The sequence below is a fragment of the Serinicoccus profundi genome, assembly GCF_008001015.1.
Classification (GTDB): domain Bacteria; phylum Actinomycetota; class Actinomycetes; order Actinomycetales; family Dermatophilaceae; genus Ornithinicoccus; species Ornithinicoccus profundi.
Genome location: NZ_CP042862.1, coordinates 2,297,214 through 2,317,633, shown reverse-complemented (window position 1 = coordinate 2,317,633; position 20,420 = coordinate 2,297,214). Strand labels below are relative to the sequence as shown.

The following is a 20,420-nucleotide window of genomic DNA, read 5'->3' as shown; positions in this document are numbered from 1 at the left end:
GTTGCCACCATGTCGATGCCCCCGACCTCAGCAGCCGTGCCGCGTCGGGTGCTCGGCACGGTGTCCACCACGGCCTACCGTCGGCTGGTGCGGCCCGCGGCCTGGCGCCTGGATGCCGAGCGGGCGCACCACGGCACCGTCACCGCCGTCGACCTCATGGGCCGGTCGGCGCTCACCCGGGGACTCCTCGCCGCAGGGGGAGCGGCCGTGCCGCGCGGTGAGCCGGTCGAGCTGCTGGGGCTGCGCTTCGCCCACCGGATCGGCCTCGCGGCGGGCATGGACAAGGACGGGCGGGGTGTGCCGGGGTGGGGGGCGCTCGGCTTCGGCCACGTCGAGCTCGGCACCGTGACGGCGCGGCCGCAGCCGGGCAACCCCCGGCCGCGGCTGGTGCGGCTGACCTCCAGCGGTGCGGTGATCAACCGGATGGGCTTCAACAACGAGGGGGTCGAGGCCTTGGCGACCCGGCTGCGGGCGGACCGTGCCGCGGGGCGGGTGCGCCTGCCGGTCGGGGTGAGCATCGGCAAGAGCAAGGTCACCCCGGTGGAGGAGGCGACGGAGGACTACCTCGCGTCGGTGCGCGCGCTCGAGGGGCTCGCCGACTACCTCGCGGTCAATGTCTCCTCCCCGAACACCCCGGGCCTGCGCTCGCTCCAGGACGCCGGTCCGCTCGCCGAGCTGCTCACCGCGGTGGTGGGCGCCGCGGACGTGCCGGTGCTCGTCAAGGTCGCGCCGGATCTCACCGCGCCGGCGCTGGAGCAGGCGGTGGGTGTCGCGGTGGACGCCGGGGTCCGCGGGGTCATCGCCACCAACACGACGCTGTCGCGGGACGGGGTGGACCCCCGCGACCGGGCCGTGGCGCAGGCCGAGGGCGGCGGGCTCTCGGGGGCGCCGCTGACGCTGCGGGCGCGCGAGGTCGTCGGCCAGGTGCGCCGGCTCACCGACCTGCCGATCATCGGGGTGGGCGGGGTCATGACCGGAGCCGACGCCGCCGCTCTGGTGGACGCCGGCGCCGACCTGGTGCAGCTCTATACCGGCCTCGTGTATGCCGGACCGGGCCTCGTCGCCGACGCCGTCGCCGCCACGAGCGGCGCTCGGTGGGGGTGAGGGCGACCATCTGCGGCGCTCGGTGGGGTGCAGGGGCTGGTCGGGGGGCTCCGCGTATCCTGAGGGGTGACCCCGCCCCGTCCGGAGAGAGCCGTTGACGACCCACGCCCGCACCGACCGCGAGACCGCCGCACCCGACCGGGGTGCCGAGGGACCGACCGGACCCCGCCAGCGGGACGAGGGAGGGGCCGCGCCCCGCCCGCTCGCCGAGGTGATGCGTCGGATCGAGGCGGTCATCGACACCCGCTCCGAGGAGCTGCTGGCCTGGCGGCGTGACGTGCATCAGAACCCCGAGGTCTGCTGGACCGAGCACCGCACCACCGAGCTGGTGGCCGGGGTGCTGTCCCAGGCCGGCGCGCAGGTGCGGACGCTGCCGGGCACCGGCGCCCTGGTCGACATCGGCCACCCGGAGCCAAAGACCCGCATCGCGCTCCGCGCGGACCTCGACGCGCTGCCGATCGAGGAGGTCACGGGGCTGCCCTACGCGTCCCGCACGCAGGGCGTCTGCCACGCCTGCGGCCACGACGTGCACACCGTCGGGCTGCTCGGCGCCGGGTTGGCCCTGCACGACCTGGCCGACGAGCTGCACGCCCGCGAGGCCGCGGTACGGCTCGTCTTCCAGCCGGCCGAGGAGACCCACCCCGGCGGGGCGCTCAAGGTCATGGAGCAGGGCGGGCTCGAGGGGGTCGACCGGATGCTGGCCGTCCACTGCGACCCCTCGGTCGACGTCGGCCGCATCGGGCTGCGCGTCGGCCCGATCACCGCGGCCTCCGACGAGGTGCGCGTCGTCATCACCGGTCGCGGCGGGCACACCTCTCGCCCACACCTCACCCAGGACATCACGTATGCCCTCGCCAAGGTCGTCACCGAGGTGCCGGCCGCGCTGACCCGTCGTCTCGATCCGCGCGCCGCCGCGATCCTCGTGTGGGGCGTCGTGCGGGCCGGTGCCGCGGCCAACGTCATCCCCGCGCGCGGGGAGGCGCTGGGGACGCTGCGGATGCTCGACGCCGAGCTGTGGGACGTCGTCGAGCCGATCTTCACCGAGACGGTACAGGCCGTGGTGGCGCCCTACGGCGTGACCGCCACGGTCGACTACACCAAGGGCGTCCCTCCGGTCGACAACGAGAACGCCTCGGTCGTGGCCCTCTCCAAGGCCGGGATGATGCTGCTCGGGGCGGGTGCTGTGCAGCCGACCAAGCAGTCCATGGGCGGCGAGGACCTCGGGTGGTACCTCCAGGAGGTGCCCGGCGCGATGGCCAGGCTGGGCACCCGCACGCCGGGTGGCCCGACCTACGAGCTGCACCAGGGCGACCTCGTCGTCGACGAGCGATCGGTGCTCGTGGGCGCCAAGCTCCTCGCGGGCGCGGTCTTCACCGCGTTGGGCGAGACGCACCCCTGAGGTTCTCAAGGCTCGCAGGCCTGAGACGCGTGTGACGCGTGTGACCAGCAAGGTCACGACTGTGTCACGTCTTGCCCGACGCCAGCGGCGAGCGAGGCTACCCGTGAGTCACCAGGGTTACCATCATCGCGTCATACCCACAGGACAAAGGAGTTTCCCGTGCGTCGGGTCCTGAAGATTGCGACCGCCGGTGCGGCGGCCACCCTCGTTCTTGCCGCGTGCGGCGAGGCGCCCCCCGCCGACAACGAGTCGAGCGCCGGCAGCGGCGACAACGCCGAGAGCAGTGAGGACGGCGAAGCGGCCGGCGGCGACACCTCCGCTGCCGCCGACTTCAAGGCCTGCATGGTCTCCGACTCCGGCGGTTTCGACGACCAGTCGTTCAACCAGTCCGGCAAGGAGGGACTCGACGCCGCAGCCGAGGCCCTCGGTGTCGAGCCGGTCGAGGTCGAGTCCCAGGCGGACACCGACTACGCCACCAACGTCTCCAACCTCGTCTCCCAGGGCTGCTCGATCACCATCGGCGTCGGCTTCCTGCTCGAGGACGCCATCCAGGCGGCGGCCGAGGAGAACACCGACACCAACTTCGCCCTCATCGACTCCGCGTTCAGCGACGCCGACTTCGCTCCGGTCGAGCTGGACAACGCCAAGCCGATCCTCTTCAACACCGCGGAGGCGAGCTACCTCGCCGGCTACCTCGCGGCCGGCATGACCGAGTCGGGCACCGTCGCCACCTTCGGCGGCCTGCAGATCCCCTCGGTCTCGGTCTTCATGGACGGCTTCGCCGACGGCGTCGACAAGTTCAACGAGGACAACGGCACCGACGTCGAGCTCCTCGGCTGGGACAAGGAGGCCCAGGAGGGTGCCTTCTCCGGTGACTTCGAGAACCAGAGCCAGGGCCAGACCCTGACCGAGCAGTTCATCTCCCAGGGCGCCGACATCATCATGCCGGTCGCCGGCCCGGTCGGTCTGGGAGCGGCCGCCGCCGCCTCCGAGTCCGACGGTGTCCGGATCGTCTGGGTCGACTCCGACGGTTACCTCACCGCGTCCGAGTACTCCGACATCATGCTCACCTCGGTCATGAAGGAGATCGGTGCCGCGGTCGAGCAGACCATCACCGAGACGGTCGAGGGCGGCTTCACCAACGAGCCCTACGTCGGCACGCTGGAGAACGACGGTGTCGGCCTGGCCGAGTACCACGACTACGCCGGCGAGGTCGAGGGCAAGATGGTCACCGGCCCCGACGGCGAAGAGGTCTCGCTGGCCGAGGCGGTCACGATGCTCGAGGAGATGATCGTCTCGGGCGACATCACCGTCGAGTCGCCCAACAGCCCGCAGCAGTGAGGCGCTGACCTGTCGGTCGGCCACGACCGACAGGTCAGCCCGGTAGCGGCCCGGCCCCCAGCGGGCCGGGCCGCTACGCTGTCCCTCCCGTTCCACCCGGACGTCCCTGATCACCCGCGTCCGCCCGCACCACCCGTGAGGTTTGTATGAAGCAGGTTCTGCGATGAAGCTCGAGCTGCAGGGCATCACCAAGGTCTTCGGATCGCTGGTCGCCAACGACCACATCGACCTCGTCGTCGAACCCGGGGAGATCCACGCCCTCCTCGGCGAGAACGGCGCCGGCAAGTCCACCCTGATGAACGTCCTCTACGGCCTCTACGACCCCGATGACGGCCAGATCCTGCTCGACGGCGCCCCGGCGACCTTCAAGGGCCCGGGCGACGCGGTGGCCTCCGGGATCGGCATGGTGCACCAGCACTTCATGCTCGTGCCCGTCTTCACCGTCGCCGAGTCCGTCGCGCTGGGATACGAGCCCACGGGTGTCGGTGGCGTGCTCAAGCTGGAGGAGGCCCGCCGCCGGGTGCGCGAGATCTCCGACCGCTTCGGCTTCCAGGTCGACCCGGACGCGCGCATCGAGGACCTCCCCGTCGGGGTGCAGCAGCGGGTCGAGATCATCAAGGCGCTCTCGCGCGACGCGAAGGTGCTCATCCTCGACGAGCCGACCGCGGTGCTCACCCCCCAGGAGACCGACGAGCTCATCCGCATCATGCGCGAGCTCAAGGAGTCGGGCACCTCCATCGTCTTCATCACCCACAAGCTGCGCGAGGTCCGCGCCATCGCCGACCGCATCACCGTCATCCGTCGCGGAGCGGTGGTCGGGGAGGCGAGTCCGACGTCGACCGAGACCGAGCTGGCCTCGCTCATGGTGGGTCGCTCGGTGAGCCTCACCGTCGACAAGCAGGCGGCGCGCCCCGGGGAGGCGACCTTCGAGGTCGACGGCCTGTCCGTCGTCGCTCCCAACGGCACCGTCCTCGTCGACGACATCTCCTTCGACGTCCGGGCCGGGGAGATCCTCTGCGTCGCCGGTGTCCAGGGCAACGGGCAGACCGAGCTCGCCGAGGTCATCCTCGGCATCGAGGACGCCGACGCCGGGGCCATCCGCCTCGACGGCCAGGACATCCTCGGCCAGGGTGTCAAGGAGCGGCTCCGGTCCGGCATCGGCTTCGTCCCGGAGGACCGCTCCGCCGACGGCGTGGTGTCCAGCTTCTCCATCGCCGAGAACCTCGTGCTCGACCTCTACGACACCGAGCCGTTCGCCCGGGGCGTCTCCATGAGCCCCGCGAAGGTCGAGGCCAACGCCGAGCAGCGGACCGAGGAGTTCGACGTCCGCTACACCTCGGTGCACGACCCGATCTCCACCCTCTCCGGCGGCAACGCCCAGAAGGTCGTGCTGGCCCGCGAGATGTCGCGCCCGTTGCGCCTGCTCGTCGCCTCCCAGCCGACCCGCGGGCTGGATGTCGGCTCCATCGAGTTCGTGCACAAGCGGGTCGTGGCCGAGCGTGACCGGGGGACCCCGGTCATCATCGTCTCGACCGAGCTGGACGAGGTGCTCGGCCTCGCCGACCGGATCGCGGTGATGTACCGCGGGCGGATCGTCGGCATCGTCGACGCCGTCGCGGAGGACGGCACCGCCGTCAACCGAGACGTGCTGGGCCTCATGATGGCCGGCATCCCGCTCGAGGACGCCCAGGAGCAGGCCGCGCGGCACCAGTCGGTGCTCGGCGCTGCCGACCTCGACGGCGACGGCATACCTGATGACCAGCAGCGACCCCCCGCCGACCGGCATACCTCCGCCCCTGCGACCACCGAGGAGCCCTCGTGAGCGACGACGATCAGAGCCGCCCCGACGCCGGTGAGGAGCAGTCGGTCGCCGCCACACCGCCGGGGGAGACCGGCACGAGCACAGACGGCTCGGACGACGGGTCGGCGACGGGCCACGGCCCGACGCTGCGCGAGCGGGAGCGCCCCGGCGTGCTGCAGCAGATCCTCGGCGGCAGCGCCCTGATGTCGGTGCTCGCGGTGGTGCTGGCGCTCTTCATCGGCGGTCTGCTCATCGCCTTCGCCAACGAGGACACCCGTGAGGCGGCGACCTACTTCTTCGCCCGCCCGTTCGACACCATCGCGGCGGGGTGGAACACCATGGCGGAGGCCTACCTCGCGATGTTCCGCGGGTCGGTCTTCGACTGGCAGGCCGCGACCCTCGCCGGCATGATCAAGCCGTTCACCGAGTCCATGGTCTTCGCGATCCCGTTGATCCTCGCAGGCCTCGGCATCGCGGTCGGCTTCCGGGCCGGGCTGTTCAACATCGGCGCCCAGGGCCAGATCATCGTCGGCGCCATCGTCGCCGCGTGGCTGGGCTTCGCCTTCGACCTGCCGCCCGTCATCCACCTCCTCGTCGCCATCCTCGGCGGAGCGATCGGTGGTGCGGTCTGGGGTGGCATCCCCGGTGTGCTCAAGGCCCGCTTCGGCGCCAACGAGGTGATCGTCACGATCATGCTCAACTACATCGCGGTCTACCTCATCAGCTACATCCTCAAGCAGCCGAGCTTCAACCCCGGCCGCACCGGTCAGCGCAGCCCCGCGGTGAGCGCAGACGCGACCTACCCCCTCCTCGTGCCGCAGTGGCTGTGGCCGGACAACGGCTTCCGCCTGCACTGGGGCTTCGTCGTCGCGATCCTCGCCACGGTCTTCGTGTGGTGGCTCATGGAGCGCTCGACGGTCGGCTTCCAGATCCGCGCGGTCGGCGCCAACCCGGCGGCGGCGCGCACGGCCGGGATGTCGGTGGGACGGATCACCATCATCACCATGGTCGTCGCCGGTGCCCTCGCGGGGCTCGCGGCGACCGGCCAGGTGCTGGGCACCGAGCGCTCGCTCACCGCCGGTGTCGCCGCCTCCTTCGGCTTCGACGCCATCACCGTGGCGCTGCTGGGTCGCTCCCGGCCGTGGGGGACCTTCTTCGCCGGGATCCTCTTCGGCGCACTCAAGGCCGGTGGCTTCCTCATGCAGTCGCTCACCTCGACCCCCATCGACATCGTGCTCGTGGTGCAGTCGCTCATCGTCCTCTTCATCGCCGCGCCCCCGTTGATCCGGACCGTCTTCCGGCTGCCCGATCCTGACCGACGGCGTCGGCGCAAGGCCAACCCCGGCACCAGCCCCCAGGAGGCGACGGCATGAGCACCGCCACCCAGCCCCAGGCCACCCCGTCCGACGACACCGGCGTGCACCGCACCCGGCCCAAGGTGAGCCTCAAGGCGACGATCGTCTACGCCCTGGCGGCCCTGGTCACGCTGCTCGCGTGGGTGCTCGACACCCCGGCCGACGCGCGGACCACCTTCCAGTTCGGCACGAGCAGCGACCTGGTGCAGATCCCCAACATCCCGGTGCCCGCGCTCGGCTTCCTCGTCGTGCTGCTCCTCGTCATGGTGGCCGCCACCGGCTACTCCTTCTGGCGGTGGCGCGAGCGCCGACCGATGCCGGCCTGGTCGCACGTCGCCGTGGGCGTCGCCTTCGTCCTGGCCTTCCTCACGTTCGTGGGGGCGGGGCGCAGCACCGTCATCCCCATGGTGTCGCTGCTCGCCGGGGCCCTGGCCCTGTCGGTGCCGCTCGTCTTCGGCGCGATGTCCGGCGTCATCTGCGAGCGCTCGGGCATCATCAACATCGCCATCGAGGGGCAGCTGCTCTTCGGGGCCTTCATGGGTGCGGTGGTCGCCTCGGCAGCCGGCTCGGCCTATGTCGGGCTCGTCGCGGCACCCGTGGCCGGTGCCCTCGTCGGGGCCGCGCTGGCGTGGTTCTCGGTGTCCTTCCGGGTCAACCAGATCATCGTCGGCGTCGTCCTCAACACCCTCATCATCGGCCTGACCGGCTTCCTCTTCTCCACCGTGCTGTCGGACAACAAGGCGCTGTGGAACAGCCGCATGCCGTTGCCCCGGATCCGGATCCCGGGGCTGGCCGACATCCCCGTCATCGGCCCGGTGCTCTTCAACCAGACGATCCTCGTCTACCTCATGTACGCCCTCGTCTTCGGTCTGCAGTTCATGCTCTTCCGCAGCCGCTGGGGGCTCCGGACGCGCGCGGTCGGTGAGCACCCCAAGGCGGCCGACACGGTCGGCATCAAGGTCAACGTGCGCCGGGTCTGGAACACCATCCTCGGCGGTGCCATCGCCGGGCTCGGTGGTGCCTTCTTCACCGTCGGTTCGGGGCTGGCCTTCGGTCGCGAGATGTCCGCAGGACAGGGCTACATCGCGCTGGCCGCGATGATCCTGGGCAAGTGGAACCCGTGGGGTGCCGTCCTCGCGGCCCTGCTCTTCGGGTTCTCCAAGAACCTCGGCAACGTCCTGTCCAGCATCGGCAGCGGTGTCCCCTCCGAGCTGCTGCTCATGCTGCCCTACGTCATCACCATCCTGGCCGTCGCCGGCTTCGTCGGTCGGGTCCGCCCGCCGGCCGCCGAGGGCATGCCCTACACCAAGGGCTGAGCCCCGAACCGCCGCTTCCGATCCCACCCGCGCTCACCCGCATACCCCGAGGAGGCACCCGTGCCCGAGATCAACTGGCAGCCGCTGCACGACCGGGCGGTCGAGATGACCCACCGGTCCTACGCGCCCTACTCCGGTTATCCCGTCGGGGTCGCCGGGCTGGTCGACGACGGGCGCGTCGTGGCCGGCTGCAACGTCGAGAACGCCGGGTATGGCGTCACGCTCTGCGCCGAGTGCGGCATGGTCTCCGAGCTGGTCGCCGGTGGCGGGGGTCGCCTCGTCGCGGTGTGGTGCGTCGACGGTCGCGGGGAGACGATCATGCCGTGCGGCCGCTGCCGCCAACTGGTCTGGGAGCACGGTGGTGCCGACTGCCTGCTGCAGACGCCGCAGGGGATCCTGCGGATGGATGAGGTGCTGCCGCAGGCCTTCGGCCCCGAGGACCTCGACCGGCGCTGACGACCCGCGGGACCGACGTCACCCTAGCCCGACCTTCATCGGGAAGTTTGCCGATGCAGGTCGGGCTATCCCGACCGCACTCCGGAGTCGGTGGTGGACCCGCCCCCGAGCAGGCAGGTGCGCGGCAGCCCGGCCGCGAGGGCGGTGCGCGCGGCCTCCGGGCTGCGGGCGACGTAGATCGCCTGCCCGCCGATCTCGGAGACCCGCTCGTGCAGCGTCCTCATCGTGCCGGCGTCCACGACGACCCGCCCCTGCTCCGCGGCCAGGAAGGGCTCCTCGCCGAAGGTGCCGGAGCGGTCCTTGCGGGCGACCGTCGACACGTCGATCGGCCGCTGGCCCATCGCCTCGGCCAGCACCCGCAGCGTCCCCGCGCCCTGGCCCGTGGGCTCGCCACCGTCGACCGGCACCGAGAAGCGCACCCCGTCGGCCCCCTCGGTGACCTCCTGGAGCACCCATCTGGCCTGCCGCTCGCGGGTCATCACGGCATACGTCAGCGCGGGCTGCTCGCCGTCGAGCCGGGCCTCCGTGGCGACGACCAGCGCCTGCGGGTCCACTCCCACCGCGAGGGTGGTGGCGGCGGACATCGTCGCCTCGATCCTCGGGGTCGACACGCTGGCGACGACGCGGTCGTTGCGGACCGCGATGATGGTGGGGAACATCGGCTGCGGATCGGGCGTCCCAGTCCGGGATCGCCGCAGCAGATCCGTCACCGGCGGCGCGACCAGGGCCATGATGTCAGCGATGAGCACGCGGGTCAGGATGTCACACGACCCGCCCGGGCCGTCGACCGGAGCAGACGAGGAGCGCAACCACCCATGAAGAAGCCCAGGCAGGTCCCGATCTTCGCGATCGTCATCGGCATCCTCGTGCTCAACGGCCTCACGCCGCTGGACCTGCCGCTCATCCCCATCGTCCTGGGCCTCGTGGTGCTCAGCGTGGTGACCGGTCGTGGGGGCCTGCCCACCTCCCGGCGTCCGCAGGGTGCCGACCTCGGCCGCGACGCACACTCCCAGGTCTACGGCCACCGCGACGACGGCCACCGCGACGACGGCCACCACGACGACGGCCCGGGTATGCCGCTGATCGACGTGCCGGGCTACCACGACACGGCGTCGGCGCCCCCACCCCTGCCGTCGCCGGGGAACGGTCCGTCCGGCGAGAGCGGGTCGCCCGGGTCGGGACAAGCCTCCGAGCCGGGCCCGTGGCAGACCGGCTCCGCGCCCGGGCCGAGCCCGTCGCCGGCCACCTCCTGGGGAGCCACGAGTACGCCCGGGCCCGCGGCGGCATACCCCACCAGCACCTCGACCGACCCCGTGGTCTCCCTCGGCCAGCTGCACCTGGGGCGCCTGGCCCGCGAGCTGGACGCCGCGGCCCGCACGGCATCGGGCGCCGACGTCACGCGGTTGCTCGGCGAGATCGACCAGACCGTCGAGCGCTCGCTCATGATGCTCTCGGGAGCGCAGGGTGGGCCGGGCAGCGGACGCAAGGAGTTCGAGTCCGGGCTGCGACGTCTGGCCCGCGAGCTGGAGGCCGCCCGCGGGGAGGAGCCCGCCGGGAGCAGGGTGTCGCGGGTCGTGCAGACCTGCTCGTCGCTGGGGCAGACCGGGCGCTACGCCTAGAGCGGTCGGTGTGTGGGCGCGCCACAGGGAGCAGCCGTAGCACCAGCACAGAAGGGTCCTCCCCTCGTCGGCGGCGACGGCCCCTCATGCGTCACACTGTGCGGATGAGCGAGTCTTTCGATGCCGTCGACATCATCCGGACCAAGCGCGATCGGGGGGAGCTCGGCAGCGAGGAGATCGCGTGGGTCATCGATGCCTACACCCGTGAGGTCGTCGCCGACGAGCAGATGGCCGCGCTCGCGATGGCCATCCTGCTCAACGGGATGAACCGCCGCGAGATCGGCGACTGGACGGGCGCGATGATCGCCTCGGGGGAGCGGATGGACTTCTCCTCCCTCTCCCGGCCCACCGCGGACAAGCACTCCACGGGTGGCGTCGGCGACAAGATCACCCTGCCGCTGGCCCCGCTCGTGGCCGCCTGCGGCGTCGCGGTGCCCCAGCTCTCGGGGCGCGGGCTGGGCCACACCGGCGGCACCCTCGACAAGCTCGAGGCGATCCCGGGCTGGCGGGCGGCGCTGTCCAACGAGGAGATGCTCGACCAGCTCGAGGACGTCGGGGCGGTGATCTGCGCCGCCGGCTCCGGGCTCGCCCCGGCGGACAAGCGGCTGTATGCCCTGCGTGACGTCACCGGGACGGTCGAGGCGATCCCGCTCATCGCCTCCTCGATCATGAGCAAGAAGATCGCCGAGGGGACGGGCACCCTGGTGCTCGACGTCAAGGTGGGCTCCGGGGCCTTCATGAAGACCGAGGCGGACGCCCGCGAGCTGGCCGAGACGATGGTCGCGCTGGGTCAGGACGCCGGGGTCCACACCGTCGCGCTGCTCACCGACATGTCGACCCCGCTCGGGCTGACCGCCGGCAACGGCATCGAGGTCGCCGAGTCGGTGGAGGTGCTGGCCGGTGGCGGACCGCAGGACGTCGTCGACCTCACCGTGGCGCTGGCCCGGGAGATGCTCAGCGGGGCCGGCGTCACCGACGTGGACCCGGCCGACGCCCTCGCCGACGGGCGGGCGATGGACGTGTGGCGTCGGATGATCCAGGCACAGGGCGGCGACCCCGACGCCCCGATGCCGGAGCCGAAGGAGAGCCAGGAGGTCGTGGCCGATGCGGACGGTGTGCTGACCCGCCTCGACGCCCTCTCGGTCGGTGTCGCGGCCTGGCGCCTCGGCGCGGGGCGCGCCCGCAAGGAGGACCCGGTGCAGGCAGCCGCCGGTGTGGTCATGCACGCCAAGCCCGGTGACGAGGTCCGCAAGGGCCAGCCGCTCATGACGCTGCACACCGACGAGGCGCACCGCATCGAGCGGGCCGCGGACGCCCTCGAGGGCTCCTGGGCGATCGGCTCCGCGGGCGACGTCGAGACGGCCGGGAGCATCGTCATCGACCGCGTGAGCTGAGCGTCAGTAGCCCTGCCCGTCGGCCCCGGCGACATTGGCACCGGGCTCGGGCACGACGAGGGTGCCGGCCTGCTCGCGCTCCCGCGCACCGGCGAGCAGCGCCTCGGTCGAGGACGTGCCGATCCGGGTGACGCCCTCGGCGACCATGGCCAGGAGGGTGTCGATGTCGCGGACCCCGCCGGAGGCCTTGACCTGCATGGTGTCCGGGATCGCGGCTCGCATGAGCCGCACGTCAGGCAGCGTGGCGCCGCCGCCGGCGAAGCCGGTCGAGGTCTTGACGAAGTCGGCGCCCGCCGCCTCGCTGGCCCGGCAGGCGGCCTCCTTCTGCGCGTCGTCGAGGAGGGCGGTCTCGAAGATGACCTTGACGAGGACCCCGGCCGCGTGGCCGACCTCGACGACCGCGGCGATGTCCTGGGTGACGGCGTCGACGTCACCGCCGCGCAGCCGGCCGATGTTGAGCACCATGTCCAGCTCGGTCGCACCGTCGGCCAGGGCCTGGCGTGACTCGGCGACCTTCGCCGCCGTCGAGGTGGTGCCGTGCGGGAAGCCGATGACGGTGCAGACCCGCGTCGTGTGCCCGTCGACGGCCTGCAGGGCGAGCCGGACGTCGGACGGACGCACGCACACCGACCAGATCTCGTCCGCCGCGAGGGCGCGGCAGGCCTGCTCGACCTCCGCGGGCGTGAGCTCGGGCTTGAGCAGGGCGTGGTCGATGAGGTCGGCGACGTCCTGCGTGGTGAGGGTGGTCCCGGGGGTGATCGTGTGCGACATACCCACCAGAATAGGATCAACGGCATGCCGACGATGTTGCGGCCGGTCCGGGTGCCCGGGACCGGGGAGAAGCTGATCCAGGAACTTGCCGGTGCGGCGAGCACGGGCCAGGAGTCCGTGTCGCTCGCGAGGATGACCGCCCCGGCGGGGTGGGACGAGCCGGGCCAGCGCCCGGAGTTCGACGAGATCACCTACGTCCTGGCCGGTCACCTCGTCGTCGAGCACGACGAGGGGCAGGTGGACGTCGGTCCGGGGGAGTGCGTCCTGACCCGCGCCGGGGAGTGGGTGCGCTACTCCGCCGGACCGGGAGGTGCCGAGTACCTCGCGGTGTGCGCGCCGGCGTTCACCCTCGAGGGGGCCAACCGCGATGAGTGAGGCACTGACGCCCGAGCGGATCCGTGCCCTGCCCAAGGTGCTCCTGCACGACCACCTCGACGGGGGCGTGCGCCCCGCCACGGTGCTGGAGCTCGCCCGCGAGCAGGGGTATGCCGCACTGCCGGCCGACGACGTCGAGTCGCTCTCGACGTGGTTCGCGCAGGCGGCGGACAGCGGCTCGCTCGTGCGCTACCTCGAGACCTTCGCCCACACCGTCGGCGTCATGCAGACGGCGGACGCCCTCGCCCGGACCGCGCGCGAGTGCGTGCTCGACCTCGCGGCCGACGGGGTCGTCTACGCCGAGGTGAGGTATGCCCCCGAGCAGCACCTCGAGGGGGGCCTGGGGTTGGACGAGGTCGTCGAAGCGGTCAACACCGGCTTCCGGGAGGGCGAGGAGATCGTCGCCGCGGGCGAGTCGGCGGCCCCGGCCGGGCCGATCCGGATGCGTGCGATGCTCACCGCCATGCGGCACGCCGCCCGGAGTCGGGAGATCGCCGAGCTCATGGTGCGCCACCGCTCCGAGGAGGTCTGCGGCTTCGACATCGCCGGGGCCGAGGACGGCTTCCCCCCGACCCGCCACCTGGGGGCCTTCGAGTTCCTCCGCCAGGAGAACGCCCACTTCACCATCCATGCCGGGGAGGCCTTCGGGCTGCCCAGCATCTGGGAGGCGATCCAGTGGTGCGGGGCCGAGCGGCTGGGGCACGGCATCCGGATCATCGACGACATCACCCTCGACGGCGTGCCCGTCGCGCGGGACATGGCGGGGGCCATCGCGCGGGCTGCGCAGGATCCGGCCGCCTTCGAGCTCGGTGGGCTCGCGGCCTACGTGCGCGACCGCCGGATCCCGCTGGAGATGTGCCCGAGCAGCAACGTCCAGACCGGCGCGGCACCCTCGATCGCCGAGCACGCGATCCGGCTGCTCGACGCTCTGCGCTTCCGGGTCACCCTCAACACCGACAACCGGCTCATGAGCGCCACGACGATGACGCGCGAGGCCCAGCTGCTCGTCGACCACGCCGGGTGGGGGCTGACTGAGCTGCGGCGGCTGGGCGTCAACGCGATGAAGTCCGCCTTCCTCCCCTTCGACGAGCGGCTCGCCCTCATCGAGGACGTCCTCAAGCCGGCCTACGACGCCTGAGCGGCCGAGAGCCGCTGCTCCGTGGTGGCCCCGGGTCGGCACAGCGACCCGTAGCCACCACGTTCAGGCCCCGGCGACCGTGACCGGGCCCCTCAGCGGACGTCGGGGGAGGGCTGCGCCGGGTGCTCGTCGGGGAGCACCCGGGCCCGCAGCCGGTCGGCCCGGGCGAGGCGCTCCTCGTCGCGCTGCCGGCGCCGTGCCAGCACGCTGGCCATGACCTGCTCGGCGTGGGCACCGGGCGGTGGGGGCGGTGAGACGAAGCCGAGGATGGCGGCATACAACTCCCCACCGGTCTGGGCGCGCGCCGGCGGTGTGAGGCTCGAGGCGCGGGAGAGGAACTGCCGGGTCGCGACCACGAGGGCGTCCGGCACGACGCCGATGTCAGCACCCTGGACCCAGTCGGCGAGCGCCGGCTCGACCTCCGGCGGGTGGGCGAGCCGGAGCCGCACCCGGTCGTGCACGACATACGTGCCGGCGAGGAAGTCGCCGAGCCGCTTGCCCTTCTCGTTGGTCATCGCGGTGATGAGCGCGACGCTGCCGAACGTCATCCAGAGCTCGAAGGTGCCCACCAGAGCCCGGATCGTCGCGTGCCGGAAGCCGATCGGCCCGGTGTCGTCGCGGACGGTCCGCAGCCCCATGACGAGCTTGCCGACGGTGCGTCCGTGGGTGAGGGTCTCCAGCGTGATGGGGATGCCGGCCATGACGAGGATCGTGAGGACGATGACGAAGATCTGCCCGAGCGCGAGGTCGGCGTCGAAGATGTCGCCGGGCAGCAGCACGACGAGGACGAAGACGCCGACCACCACGAGCAGGAGGTCGATGAGGCCGGAGAGCATGCGGGTCGGCACCGGGGCCGCGGGCAGCTCGACCTCGACCGCCTCGCTGGTCACGAAGCGCTGCGCCTCGAAGATCCCCCGGGTCGCCATGCGGGCACTCTATCCCCGCCACCGCGGTGATGGCCTACGGTGTCGTCGTGGACCTTGATGCCCTGGTGGGCCGCCGACGCGAGGCGTGGGAGCGGCTGGACCGCCTGGCCCGGCAGCGACGGCTGGACGGCGAGCAGGCCGACGAGCTGCTCGACGGCTACCAGCGCGCGGCCACCGACCTGTCCCTCGTGCGCTCCAGCGCACCCGACGCGAGCGTCGTGACCCACCTGTCGACGCTCGTGGCGCGGGCCCGCGCGCGGGCCGCGCGGGTGCGCACGGCCAGCTGGTCCGGGGTCGGCCGGTTCTTCGTCGAGGACTTCCCGGCCGCGCTCTACCGCCTGCGCTGGTGGTGGGGCATCACCGCCCTGGCCAATGTCGTCGTCGGCCTCGTGCTCGGGTGGTGGCTCGTGCAGAACCCGGTGGTCGAGCAGTCCCTGCTCTCCCCGGAGGAGGTCACCGAGCTGGTCAACGTGAGCTTCGAGTCCTACTACTCCGAGCACGCCGCCAGCAGCTTCTCCACCCTCGTCTGGGTCAACAACGCGTGGGTCGCGGCGCGGTGCATCGGTATGGGGGTGCTCGGCGTCCCGGTCATCTGGTTGCTGTGGCAGAACATCGCCAACGTCGCGGTCATCGGCGCCCTCATGCACCGGCACGGCCGGGCTGACGTCTTCTGGGGTCTCATCACCCCGCACGGGCTGCTGGAGCTCATGGCGATCTTCGTCGCCGCGGGCGTGGGGCTCCGGTTGTTCTGGGCCTGGGTCGCCCCCGGCCCGCGCACCCGGCTGAGCAACCTGACCGCGGAGGGGCGGACCGCCGCGGGCGTCGCCATCGGGCTCGTCTTCGTGCTCCTGCTCTCCGGGCTCATCGAGGGCTTCGTCACGCCCTCACCCCTGCCGACCTGGGCCCGGGTGGGCATCGGCGTCCTCGCGCTCGCGGCCTTCTTCGGGTATGTCTTCACCCTCGGGCGGCGCGCCGCGCTCCGGGGCGTCACCGGTGACGTGGGGGAGGACCTCCAGTCGGCCTCCGCACCGTCAGCGGGCTGACCCGCTCAGGCCGAGCGGCTCAGAGGAGGCCCTGCGCCTTGAGTGCGAGGTAGTGGTCGGCCAGGGCGACCGGGAGCTGCTCCGGGGGCTCGTCGAGCACGGTGACCCCGAGCTGGGCGAGGGCGGTCGCGGTGCGGTGGCGCAGCGACTCGGTGCGCTCCGCCGCGGCGGCGGCGTAGGCCTCCTCCACCCCACCGGCACGGGTGCGCAGGTCGTCGAGCGCGGGGTCGGCGACGGAGGCGACGACCACCCGGTGGTGGGCGGTGAGGCTGGGCAGGACGGGGAGCAGCCCCTCCTCGATCGCCGCCGGCTCGAGCGGGGTGAGCAGCACCACGAGGGCCCGGCGCCGGGTCAGGGTCGTCACGGCACCTGCCAGTCGGGGCCAGTCGGCCTCCAGCAGCACCGGCTCCAGCGGGGCCATCGCGGTCACCAGCTGGTGCAGCAGACCGGACCGGCCGCTCGTGGTCCCCGAGCCGACCCTGGCCCTGATGACCCGGTCGCCGGCCAGCAGGTCGACCCGGTCGCCGGCCCGTGAGGCGAGCGCGGAGAGCAGGAGTGCGGCGTCCATCGCGGCGTCGAGCCGGGGTTCGTCACCGATGCGGGCCGCGCTGGTCCGGGCGGTGTCGAGCACGATGATGACCCGCCGGTCGCGCTCGGGCTGCCAGGTGCGGACCACGACGTGCTGGCGGCGCGCCGTCGCCCGCCAGTCGATGGAGCGCACGTCGTCGCCCTCGACGTAGTCGCGCAGCGAGTCGAACTCGGTGCCCTGGCCGCGGGTGCGGACCGCGGAGCGGCCGTCGAGCTGGCGCAGCTGGGCGAGCTTGGCCGGCAGGTGGCGACGGGAGCGGAAGGGCGGCAAGGAGCGCACCGCACCGGGCACCGTCAGCGTGGCCTGCCGCCCGGCCAGCCCCAGCGGGCCGTGGGTGCGGACGGTGACCCCGACCGCCGGGCGGTCACCTCGGCGCGTCGGGCGCAGCACGGTGACGACCCGGCGTCGCTCGCCCGCAGGGAGATAGAGAGCGTGCCGCGTGGGCTCCTGGGCACCCGCCGAGGGCACCCACGCATCCCGCAGCACGCCTCTGACCCGTCGGCGCGAGGAGTTGGTCACCAGCAGGGTCGTGGGGGTCTCCTCGTGCAGCCGGACCTGCGCGACCGGCAGCCGCTGGAGCTCCAGCGAGCGTGGCGAGGGAGCGCCGAGGACGTCCAGGGCGACGAGCACGGCGACGCCGCAGAGCCACGCGGCCGCCAGCACCCCCGCGGCGTCGGGCCAGAGCACCACCGGCACTAGCCCCAGGAGGGCCAGCGCCACGACGGGGCCACGGACGATCATCGTGTCTGCCGCGTCAGCGGGGGACCGGGACGCTGGCGAGCACGGAGTCCAGCACGGAGTCGCTGGTCACCCTCGAGCTCGGCCTCCGGGCGGAGGGCGACGCGGTGCCCGAGCGTCGCCTTGGCCAGCGCCTTGACGTCGTCCGGCGTGACGAAGTCACGGCCCGACAGCCAGGCCCAGGCGCGCGCCGCGCCCATGAGGGCCGTGGCCCCGCGCGGACTGACGCCGAGCTGGAGCGAGGGAGCCTCGCGGGTCGCGCGGGCCAGGTCCACGACATACCCCAGGACCTCCGGGGGAGACCTGCACGGTCCGCACCGCGGCAGACGCGGCGGCGAGGTCCTCGGGGGCGGCGACCGGGCGGACGCCTGCTGCCGCCAGGTCGCGCGGGTCGAAGCCGGCGGCGTGCCGCTCCAGCACCTGCACCTCGTCCGAGCGTGGGGGGAGCGGCACGGTGACCTTCATGAGGAACCGGTCGAGCTGGGCCTCGGGGAGGGGATAGGTGCCTTCGTACTCCACCGGGTTCTGGGTGGCGGCGACGAGGAAGGGAGAGGGGAGCGGCCGGGACGTGCCGTCCACGGTGACCTGGCGCTCCTCCATCGCCTCGAGCAGGGAGGACTGTGTCTTGGGCGGGGTCCGGTTGATCTCGTCGGCCAGGAGGAGGTTGGTGAAGACCGGACCGGGCCGGAACTCGAACTCGCCGCGGCCACTGTCGTAGATCATCGACCCGGTGACGTCGCCGGGCATGAGGTCGGGGGTGAACTGCACCCGCTTGGTGTCGATCGACAGCGCGGTGGCCAGGGTGCGGACCAGCAGGGTCTTGGCGACCCCGGGCACGCCCTCGAGCAGGATGTGCCCGCGGGCGAGCAGCGCCACGATGAGACCGGAGACCGCCTGGTCCTGCCCCACGACGGCCTTGGCGACCTCGGCCCGCACCGCGTGCAGCGCGGCCCGCGCGGCCTCGGCGCGGGCGTGGCCCCCGTCCGGTGCGGCAGGGGCGTCGCCGCCCTGGGGCGGTCCGGCGACGGTTGGCTCGCAGGCTGGTCCGCCCCGCGGGGCGCTGGCTGGTCGGTCATGGTGTCCTCTCGCCGGGGCGGGTGCCGGGAAGGGGGGTCTGCGCTGCCGGTGCGGAGGCCCCCTCGCGGTCAGGGTAGTCGGTGGGGTCGACGTCGACCGGCGGGGTCGGCGGGGCCGGCGCGGCGGGATGGCGGACCTGGTCCTCCAGCGCCTGGACGTCGCGGACGAGGGTGACCAGACCCGCGTCGTCGCCCACGGCGGTCGGGTCCAGCAGCAGCCGGCGCGTCTGCTCGGGGGCGCGCCCGCTCACCCGGCTCACGACGTCGACCAGGTGCTCGGGCGGGGCGCTGGTCGGCAGCCCGAGAAGCGGGGCGAGCCGGCGCCGAGCCCCCGCCTGCACCGCCCGCGCGGCGTGCGCGTGGTCGTGCGCCTGATGGTAGAGCCGGCCTCGGCTCAGCGTGGTCTCGGTGGACCGGACGAGCGCAGGGAGCGGCTCGGTCACCACGGCGCCGAGTCGGCGGCCCTGCCACAGCGCGAGCGCCAGCACCCCCCCGGCCACCACCCAGAGGGCGGCGGTGAGGTTGCGCGGCAGGACCTCCCACAGGCTGCCGGCGCCCTCCTGCCCCAGGTCGGAGGGCTGCGGTTGCACCCACACGAGGCGCTCGCTGCCTCCCAGCAGGCGCAGGGCCAGGGCGGCGTTGGCGCCCTCGGTGATCCCGGCGTTGGTCCACGTCGGCCCGATCCCCGCGACCACCGTGCGTGGCCGGTCCGTGGTGGCAGACAGCGTGAGGACGGCACCCTCACGGGCGCCCCCGAGGTTGTGCCCGGCGCCCGGGGGGAAGCAGGCGGTCGTCTCCGGGCGCTCCTGCGATCCCGCGGAGAGCAGGGTGTCCCAGCCGGTGATCTCCTCACCCTCCTGGACGAAGGGGGCCGAGCAGTCGGGCGCGACGGGTATGCCGGACCCCGGGCTGGCCTCGACGTCGAGCCCGAGCGCCGCGCCGACGTCCTCGGTGACGCCCTCGGTGAGCACGACGAGCTGGTCGAGGTCGGTGAGGTCGGCCAGCAGCTGGGGCCCGCTCTCGAGGCCGAGGTAGCGGGTGTGCGGGAGCAGGACGGTCGTGCCCGGGCCGAGGAGCGCCGGGTCGAGCGCGGCGGTCCCGGAGACGAGCTCGACCTCGACTCCTTCCTGTCGCAGCACCTCGGCCAGCGCCTGGGCGCCGTCGGGACCGTTGTTGCGGGGGCTGAGCGGCTCTCCGGAGCGTGGGGTGCTCACCAGGGCCGCAACCACGGTGACCACCACGACGAGCAGCACCCAGGGCCCCCACCGGCGCACGACCCTCATGAGGGCACCACCAGGCCGGGGTGCCGGTCCGCCCCGAGCTCGGGGCGGGCCTGCGCCAGGCGAGCCTCCAGCTCGAGGACGGCGCGGGCCTGGTCGGTACTCGCCCGGTGGTCGCCGTAGCGCACGGCGTCGAAGACGTCGCCCGCCCGGCGTAGCGCGTCGGCGCTGTCGACGAAGGTCGGCCCCAGCTCCAGCGCCACCTCGTGGGCGGTGCGACCGGGTCGGTCCTCGAGCAGGGTGCGCTCGATCGCGCCGGCCGCGATGGCGCGATAGGCCTCGAGGACCGCGTCGTCGAGCCGTCCGGCGTCCATCGCCTCCCGGGCGGCCGAGCGGTAGTCGGCGGCCGAGCGGCGCATACCGTCGAGGACGGCGCCGGCCGGGCCGGTCGGGGAGAGTCGGGCGGCGCGCCACCGGTCGCGGGTGACGAAGAGCACCCCGGCCACGACGGCCGCCCCCACCACGCCGAGGATGGCCCACGTCGACCACCCGGGCAGCGGCCCGAAGGAGGCGGGGTCGGGGAGGAGGTCGGTGAACCACCGCCAGAGGCGGACCAGCCACGACTCCTCGACCCTATAGTCGCCGGAGTCCAGCTCCTCCTGGAGCAGCCGCCTGGCCTCCTCCTGGTCTGGGTCCAGCGGCGTCCCCGTCAGGCCGGGGAGGGAGGCCCCGGCGGCGCGCGACGTCATACCCACGGGG

18 protein-coding genes and 1 pseudogene are annotated in these 20,420 nt (G+C 73.0%); 12 read left to right on the top strand and 7 right to left on the bottom strand.

All coding sequences use genetic code 11. From position 1 onward, the window contains the following. Positions 1-9: 9 nt before the first annotated feature. The 7 genes from FA582_RS10690 (at position 10) to FA582_RS10660 (ending at position 8,772) form a co-directional block, all read left to right on the top strand. Positions 10-1,104, top strand: a complete 1,095-nt coding sequence (locus FA582_RS10690) for a quinone-dependent dihydroorotate dehydrogenase (protein WP_338093004.1) — start codon at positions 10-12, stop codon at positions 1,102-1,104. A 94-nt stretch (positions 1,105-1,198) separates the two neighbouring features. Beyond that, a complete protein-coding gene (locus tag FA582_RS10685) occupies positions 1,199-2,503 on the top strand; it encodes an amidohydrolase (RefSeq protein WP_010147863.1) in 1,305 nt (434 codons plus the stop codon). A 159-nt stretch (positions 2,504-2,662) separates the two neighbouring features. After that, positions 2,663-3,844: a BMP family lipoprotein gene (locus FA582_RS10680; protein WP_010147862.1), complete on the top strand. Its 1,182-nt coding sequence runs from the start codon at positions 2,663-2,665 to the stop codon at positions 3,842-3,844. Positions 3,845-4,007: 163 nt separating this feature from the next. After that, positions 4,008-5,666, top strand: a complete 1,659-nt coding sequence (locus FA582_RS10675; protein WP_010147861.1) for an ABC transporter ATP-binding protein — start codon at positions 4,008-4,010, stop codon at positions 5,664-5,666. Continuing rightward, on the top strand, positions 5,663-7,018 hold the full coding sequence (locus tag FA582_RS10670) for an ABC transporter permease (protein ID WP_010147860.1): 1,356 nt from the start codon (positions 5,663-5,665) through the stop codon (positions 7,016-7,018). Before FA582_RS10675 ends, FA582_RS10670 begins: the two co-directional genes overlap by 4 nt. Then, positions 7,015-8,316, top strand: a complete 1,302-nt coding sequence (locus tag FA582_RS10665) for an ABC transporter permease (protein WP_010147859.1) — start codon at positions 7,015-7,017, stop codon at positions 8,314-8,316. Before FA582_RS10670 ends, FA582_RS10665 begins: the two co-directional genes overlap by 4 nt. 60 nt (positions 8,317-8,376) lie before the next feature. Beyond that, positions 8,377-8,772, top strand: coding sequence for a cytidine deaminase (locus tag FA582_RS10660; RefSeq protein WP_010147858.1), 396 nt, complete (start codon positions 8,377-8,379; stop codon positions 8,770-8,772). A gap of 65 nt (positions 8,773-8,837) precedes the next feature. Here FA582_RS10660 and FA582_RS10655 read toward each other — a convergent pair whose 3' ends face one another. Then, positions 8,838-9,521, bottom strand: a complete 684-nt coding sequence (locus tag FA582_RS10655; protein ID WP_010147857.1) for a hypothetical protein — start codon at positions 9,519-9,521, stop codon at positions 8,838-8,840. 66 nt (positions 9,522-9,587) lie between these two features. Here FA582_RS10655 and FA582_RS10650 point away from each other — a divergent pair, with 66 nt between their 5' ends. Further along, the gene (locus FA582_RS10650; protein WP_010147855.1) at positions 9,588-10,391 is read left to right on the top strand and encodes a hypothetical protein; all 804 of its coding nucleotides are present in this window, start codon (positions 9,588-9,590) and stop codon (positions 10,389-10,391) included. A gap of 104 nt (positions 10,392-10,495) precedes the next feature. Beyond that, entirely contained in the window at positions 10,496-11,785 is a 1,290-nt protein-coding gene (locus tag FA582_RS10645) for a thymidine phosphorylase (protein WP_010147854.1), read from the top strand. 3 nt (positions 11,786-11,788) lie between these two features. Here the strand turns inward: FA582_RS10645 and deoC are convergent, their stop codons facing one another. Next, positions 11,789-12,556: a deoxyribose-phosphate aldolase gene (deoC, locus tag FA582_RS10640; RefSeq protein ID WP_010147853.1), complete on the bottom strand. Its 768-nt coding sequence runs from the start codon at positions 12,554-12,556 to the stop codon at positions 11,789-11,791. Positions 12,557-12,580: 24 nt separating this feature from the next. Here deoC and FA582_RS10635 point away from each other — a divergent pair, with 24 nt between their 5' ends. Continuing rightward, positions 12,581-12,931, top strand: a complete 351-nt coding sequence (locus tag FA582_RS10635; protein ID WP_010147852.1) for a cupin domain-containing protein — start codon at positions 12,581-12,583, stop codon at positions 12,929-12,931. After that, positions 12,924-14,069 carry an adenosine deaminase gene (locus tag FA582_RS10630; protein WP_010147851.1) on the top strand — a complete coding sequence of 382 codons (1,146 nt, stop codon included), beginning with the start codon at positions 12,924-12,926 and terminating at the stop codon, positions 14,067-14,069. The genes FA582_RS10635 and FA582_RS10630 overlap by 8 nt, the downstream gene beginning before the upstream one ends. Before the next feature lie 92 nt (positions 14,070-14,161). On the opposite strand, the gene FA582_RS10625 is transcribed toward FA582_RS10630, so the two are convergent. Then, the gene (locus FA582_RS10625) at positions 14,162-14,995 is read right to left on the bottom strand and encodes an RDD family protein (protein WP_010147850.1); all 834 of its coding nucleotides are present in this window, start codon (positions 14,993-14,995) and stop codon (positions 14,162-14,164) included. 47 nt (positions 14,996-15,042) lie between these two features. Between FA582_RS10625 and FA582_RS10620 the strand changes: the two genes are divergently transcribed. Further along, positions 15,043-16,038, top strand: a complete 996-nt coding sequence (locus FA582_RS10620) for a stage II sporulation protein M (protein ID WP_029540979.1) — start codon at positions 15,043-15,045, stop codon at positions 16,036-16,038. A gap of 19 nt (positions 16,039-16,057) precedes the next feature. Here the strand turns inward: FA582_RS10620 and FA582_RS10615 are convergent, their stop codons facing one another. The 4 genes and pseudogenes from FA582_RS10615 to FA582_RS10600 form a co-directional block, all read right to left on the bottom strand. Then, a complete protein-coding gene (locus tag FA582_RS10615; protein ID WP_010147848.1) occupies positions 16,058-17,368 on the bottom strand; it encodes a DUF58 domain-containing protein in 1,311 nt (436 codons plus the stop codon). A gap of 13 nt (positions 17,369-17,381) precedes the next feature. After that, a pseudogene (locus FA582_RS10610) lies at positions 17,382-18,310 on the bottom strand (AAA family ATPase). Between the two features lie 127 nt (positions 18,311-18,437). Further along, positions 18,438-19,724 (bottom strand): DUF4350 domain-containing protein, encoded by a 1,287-nt coding sequence (locus FA582_RS10605; protein ID WP_141567623.1) that lies wholly within the window; start codon positions 19,722-19,724, stop codon positions 18,438-18,440. After that, a complete protein-coding gene (locus tag FA582_RS10600) occupies positions 19,721-20,410 on the bottom strand; it encodes a DUF4129 domain-containing protein (protein ID WP_010147845.1) in 690 nt (229 codons plus the stop codon). The genes FA582_RS10605 and FA582_RS10600 overlap by 4 nt, the downstream gene beginning before the upstream one ends. Positions 20,411-20,420: the final 10 nt, after the last annotated feature.